General features: G+C 51.5%; 4 protein-coding genes. 3 read left to right on the forward strand and 1 reads right to left on the reverse strand.

Annotation, left to right across the window (positions count from 1 at the left end; genetic code table 11):
• Nucleotides 1-187 precede the first annotated feature (187 nt).
• From ybeY to HWQ67_RS13290, 3 genes are read left to right on the forward strand one after another with little or no spacing between them, the layout of a single operon-like run.
• Complete coding sequence (ybeY, locus tag HWQ67_RS13280) at nucleotides 188-565, forward strand: rRNA maturation RNase YbeY (RefSeq protein ID WP_218253171.1); 378 nt, start codon at nucleotides 188-190, stop codon at nucleotides 563-565.
• Nucleotides 540-1,238: a diacylglycerol kinase gene (locus HWQ67_RS13285; RefSeq protein ID WP_218253172.1), complete on the forward strand. Its 699-nt coding sequence runs from the start codon at nucleotides 540-542 to the stop codon at nucleotides 1,236-1,238. Before ybeY ends, HWQ67_RS13285 begins: the two co-directional genes overlap by 26 nt.
• An 11-nt stretch (nucleotides 1,239-1,249) precedes the next feature.
• Complete coding sequence (locus HWQ67_RS13290; protein ID WP_218253173.1) at nucleotides 1,250-2,293, forward strand: FAD:protein FMN transferase; 1,044 nt, start codon at nucleotides 1,250-1,252, stop codon at nucleotides 2,291-2,293.
• Between the two features lie 525 nt (nucleotides 2,294-2,818).
• Here HWQ67_RS13290 and HWQ67_RS13295 read toward each other — a convergent pair.
• Nucleotides 2,819-4,279 carry an AarF/UbiB family protein gene (locus tag HWQ67_RS13295; RefSeq protein ID WP_218253174.1) on the reverse strand — a complete coding sequence of 487 codons (1,461 nt, stop codon included), beginning with the start codon at nucleotides 4,277-4,279 and terminating at the stop codon, nucleotides 2,819-2,821.
• Nucleotides 4,280-4,766 lie beyond the last annotated feature (487 nt).

Genomic DNA, 4,766 nt, shown 5'->3' on the forward strand with positions numbered 1-4,766 from the left:
CCCCCTTCAGAACCCCCTGCAAGGGGGCCAGCCCCCTTGACCCCTTCTTACCTTGTTGACATTGGGTTGATTATACACAACATTTCAATTGTATAGCTGAACTATTACAGGAGACAGAGATATTAAAGTAATTGCAAGAAATGTTCATCGAAAGACGGCGATAGACACGCTGTGGTTCAAGCGCACCATGAAACAGGCCATGAGTTTCATGACACTGGAAGGTGCTGAACTGAGTCTGCTCTTTGTCAATGACAGTAAGATGCAGGCCATCAACAAGGAGTTCAGGGGCGTGGACTCCCCAACGGATGTGCTCTCATTCCCCATATATGGCTCGGCAAAGGATGTCCCCCGGTCGGGCTACTTTCTGCTTGGCGACATCGTTGTCAACCTCGACCGCGCACAACGACAGACCACGGACAACCTCGACAACGAAGTGCTTAGGCTCCTCATCCACGGCCTTCTGCACCTGATTGGCTATGACCACGAGGTCTCTGCGTACAAGGCACGAAAGATGGCAAGTGCAGAAAGAGAGCTGTTTGATGCCCTTACGCAAATCGCTCGATAGCGCCAACAACGCCATCGAAGGCATACTGGTTGCCGCCAGGACGGAGAGACACCTCAGATACCACCTCTATGTGGCGGCGCTTGTGGTCCTGTTTAGCTACATAGCGGGCGTGACAAAGACGGAGTTTCTGATCATCTCCATAGTCACCCTCGTCGTGATAATGGCGGAACTAATAAACACCGCCATCGAGGCAACCGTCAACATCCTCTCCCCGGAAAAACAGGAACAGGCACGCATTGCAAAGGACGTGGCAGCGGGGGCAGTGCTGACAACCGCCATGGGAGCGGCGATCATTGGCTACATCATACTTTCGCCCTACCTCATGAACATCTTTAACAAGGGGTTTCACGTATCCCGCCACGGCGGCAATGAGATAGCCGTGTTGTCAGTGATAATCGTAGTTATCCTGGTGGTGTTGCTCAAGGCCTTTACCGGCAAGGGTCATCCGCTCAGGGGTGGGATGCCAAGCGGCCATGCAGCGCTATCCTTCTCCGTTTGGGTGTCGATAACGCTGGTGACGAGGAACTTTATTGCATCGTTGTTGTCGTTGGTTGTGGCGGTGTTGATTGCGCAAAGCAGGATCACCATCAAGGTGCATAACCTCCGGGAGGTCTTGCTGGGTGCAGCCACGGGGAGTATTGTCACCTTCCTGCTGTTTTGGATATTTGCATGATGACTCTGCCGGTGAAAGGTCGTGGTATGGCTATATACGGCATGTTGCTGACGGTGGCCTTGCTGACGGTTGCGCTGTATGTGTTTGTTGGCGGTGCCGGCAAGGCGGAGGTATACAAGGAGTCCAGGATAGCGATGGATACCATCATAACGCTCACGGTGGTATCGGAGTCCAGACGTAAGGCCGATGCGGCCATTGAGGCCGGCTTTAAGGAAGTAGAGCGACTGGAGGGAGTGTTGAGCATGTTTCTGCCACAGAGCGAGGTCTCTCTCATCAACGACAATTCAGCTATCAAGGCGGTAAATGTTTCGGAGGATACCTACGGGTTGATCAAAAAGGCGATTGAGATTGCGGCGCTATCCGGGGGGGCATTTGACCCTACAATAGGCCCTGTGTCGAGGCTGTGGGACTTTCAAAAGAGCCTCAGACCCACCGATGCACAGATACGGTCAAATCTGCCGCTGGTAGACTACCACGACATTGTCCTTGATGATGCGTCACGCTCTGTGATGTTGCGTCGCAGGGGGATGGTGCTTGACCTTGGCGCCATTGCAAAGGGTTATACGGCAGACAGGGTAGTGGAGGTGTTGAAGGCGTATGGAATGCAGGCTGGTATTGTGGCCATTGCCGGAGACATCAAGACCTTTGGGGACAAGCCCGACGGCTCCGGCTGGCACGTTGGGATCAGGAGAGCGCGGGATGGGACCAATGCCTCAGAGTACTCCGGGCTTGCCGGGGTGTTGACGCTCAGGGGGGAGGCCGTATCGACCTCGGGTGACTATGAGCGTTTCTTCATGGAAGGTGGTGTGCGTTATCATCACCTGCTGGAGCCTTCAACGGGTTATCCGGCCAGGGATTTCCAGAGTGTCACCGTGGTCAACCCCCAGGGATGGTTAACCGACTCACTGACAACGGCAATCTTTGTCATGGGCAGGGACAAGGGGATGGCACTTGCACACAAGCTCAACCTCAAGGTATACGTGGTCTACAGCGATGCCACAACCTATATAAGTGACAACCTCAAGGACTCCTTTGAGTCTAAAGCCGGACATTAAAGTAAGTTTAGGGGCGGAGTCGCTTCCTAGCACTCCATAGAGTTCATTCAATAATGAGGCAATTGTCCCCATTGACAGCACGATGAATTTATTCTTTTTTAAAGAGTAAGGCTACATCAGCTTCTAAAATTACATCTGAACTTTTCTCTTCAATTAATATTATGATTGTATGTATCCTCTTTAAAAAGCAGGGTAAGTTTTATAGCACGTTTCGATTGGATTAAATACAAGATAATGGCATTTTACGGGGTCAAGGGGACTGGTCCCCTTGCGGGGGGTTCTGAAGGGGCCAGGTGCGACCTGGAGCGGGAAAGAAGCGGCTCCGCCCCTTTCTTTCTTGTATTGCACACAATCGAAACGCGCTATATTCCGCGATTAAAAGGCATGGATTCCTGTTTTCGCAGAAATGACAGTTACAGACGTTACCTGTTCAAGGCAGGGACATGTTTACAAGTGTGCCTGCCCCTGGTTCGAACAGGGGTATATCCTGGCTTGACCAGGAATCCAGGGTGCGTAAAAGTATAGTTACCATGAAATATAAAGAGGATACCTATATTGCTTAAGCCTTGCAAACTCCATAGCAACCCTGATAAGGTCTGAGTTTGACAGCAGGCTCTTGTACATGAGGGCATCCTCGGCCAGAGGAAAGAAGAGGTTAAACCATCTCAGCGGCAGTTCACAAAGCAGGAGTGCGTTGATAAACTCTACCAGAGGTCTGTCCATATCAAAGTCCGGGTCAAGTTCCAGCAGGACGCCCTTGAGCGTAAAGATGGCCTTTCTGAACAGGAGCAGGTCGCTTGGAAACTTAACCCCCTTAATGGCCAGCCTGTCCAGCAACGTCAGCGATTGCTCAATGAACCCCTGAGATGGTTCGGCAACAAGGCGATCGATCTCATCCCTGATAACACGCCCTGCACTGAGGCCATCTTCGCAGAGCGCAATCGTTGAGTTGTATATGAGTTCTGCGTTGCGTGTGAAGATATCCAGGCTGAGTCTCATGATATCTGCCCGTTGTTTTTTATCCAGTCCACCGGCAAGGCTCCAGTCCAGGAGCGCTATCCGACCATCGTGGTTGCAGTAGTATATGTTTCCTGCGTGGGGGTCGCCGTGAAAGATGCTACGCTGTTGACCGGAAAACAACGGCTGACACACCATCGAAACAAATAGCGTTCTGGCGCACTGTTTCCTCCTGGACGTGCTCAGGGGGGCATCGGTTATCTTTTGTCCTCTGATCAGCTCCATGACCGTTACGGCATCCCTGGAGGCAGGGTCAAGGCGTGGTATTTTGACGTCCCGGACGCCATCGTAGAGGCAGTGTGCAAGTTTGAGGTTACGCTGTTCGTTGCGGAGGTCTATTTCGGTCAAGAGGGCGGTCTTTATGTCAGCGAAGGTTTCGATAAACCGGAAGTTGTCAACGTCGTATTTGTCTCTGTGGGCGTCATAGAAGGCGGCCAGGGCGTCAAGTATCTCCAGTTCTTCATGCAGGCGTTGGGGGACGTCTGGCTTGATGACCTTAAAGACCCCGTTGCTATTGCCTGGTCCGTGGGGGTAGTCACACGTAAAGTCCACCACAGCGGCCACGCTGGCCTCGTAGCAGACGGTGTAGTTGAGCTGGACGTTGTGATCGCTCATCCAGTTACCCAGCGCATCCCCAACGATGGCCTCTATGACGTCCGCATCAACCTTCATCACGGAGTTTTCAAGCTCTGCGAGTCTGCTTCTGAATAGCGAGTCGATGTGTTTGTTGCGTGCAATTGTCTGTCCCAGCTTGTGCAGGGTGGGGACCTCTCCGGCAAGTCTGACCAGGCGTCCGGGGGCGGTGTCCTCCTCCGACAGGGCACAGACGATGGCCGCAAAACGTTCAGGGGATAGCTCCGACAGCAGAAACGACACCCCGTCCCTGATTATCGGCCTGAATCGCTCATAGACGTCCGGTATTATGTCGTCAAGCCCCGTAAGCTCTATCACCATGTCAACGTCTATCACGACGGGTCTCTTTTATGGGGTCAAGGGGTCAGCGACCCCCGGCATAAAAGGGGTCAGCGAGGGGCGAGGGGGTGGCACCCCCCGGCTCAGTGCCACCCCTGGCTCAATTGTCGCACCCGTCCCTGCCACAAATCGCCCCTTTCTTTCTTTTGTGCGTATATAATTAACTATGAGCAGGCACATATCATAAAACAATTGCATAAGGAAAAGACGTAATGGATACGTCATAGATTTTCTTCTATTCGTGATTGAAGTTCATCAAGAGTCAGGAGTTTCTTGGGATCAGAAGTAATGCTATCCCAAAACTCTTCGACTAAAAAAATTTTCTCGGATACGCTAATCCTGTTTATATCTGCAATATCACATACACGCACAGTTAATCTCCTTATATCTATTCTATAAATTTACACGTTTAACTCTGAAATAAAGCCATATTCTCAAGTTTTCGAAAAAAACAAATTTAGCAATGGCATATACCTTGCTTTAC

Origin of the sequence: Candidatus Magnetobacterium casense (assembly GCF_019173545.1) — a bacterium.
Lineage (GTDB): Bacteria > Nitrospirota > Thermodesulfovibrionia > Thermodesulfovibrionales > Magnetobacteriaceae > Magnetobacterium > Magnetobacterium cryptolimnobacter.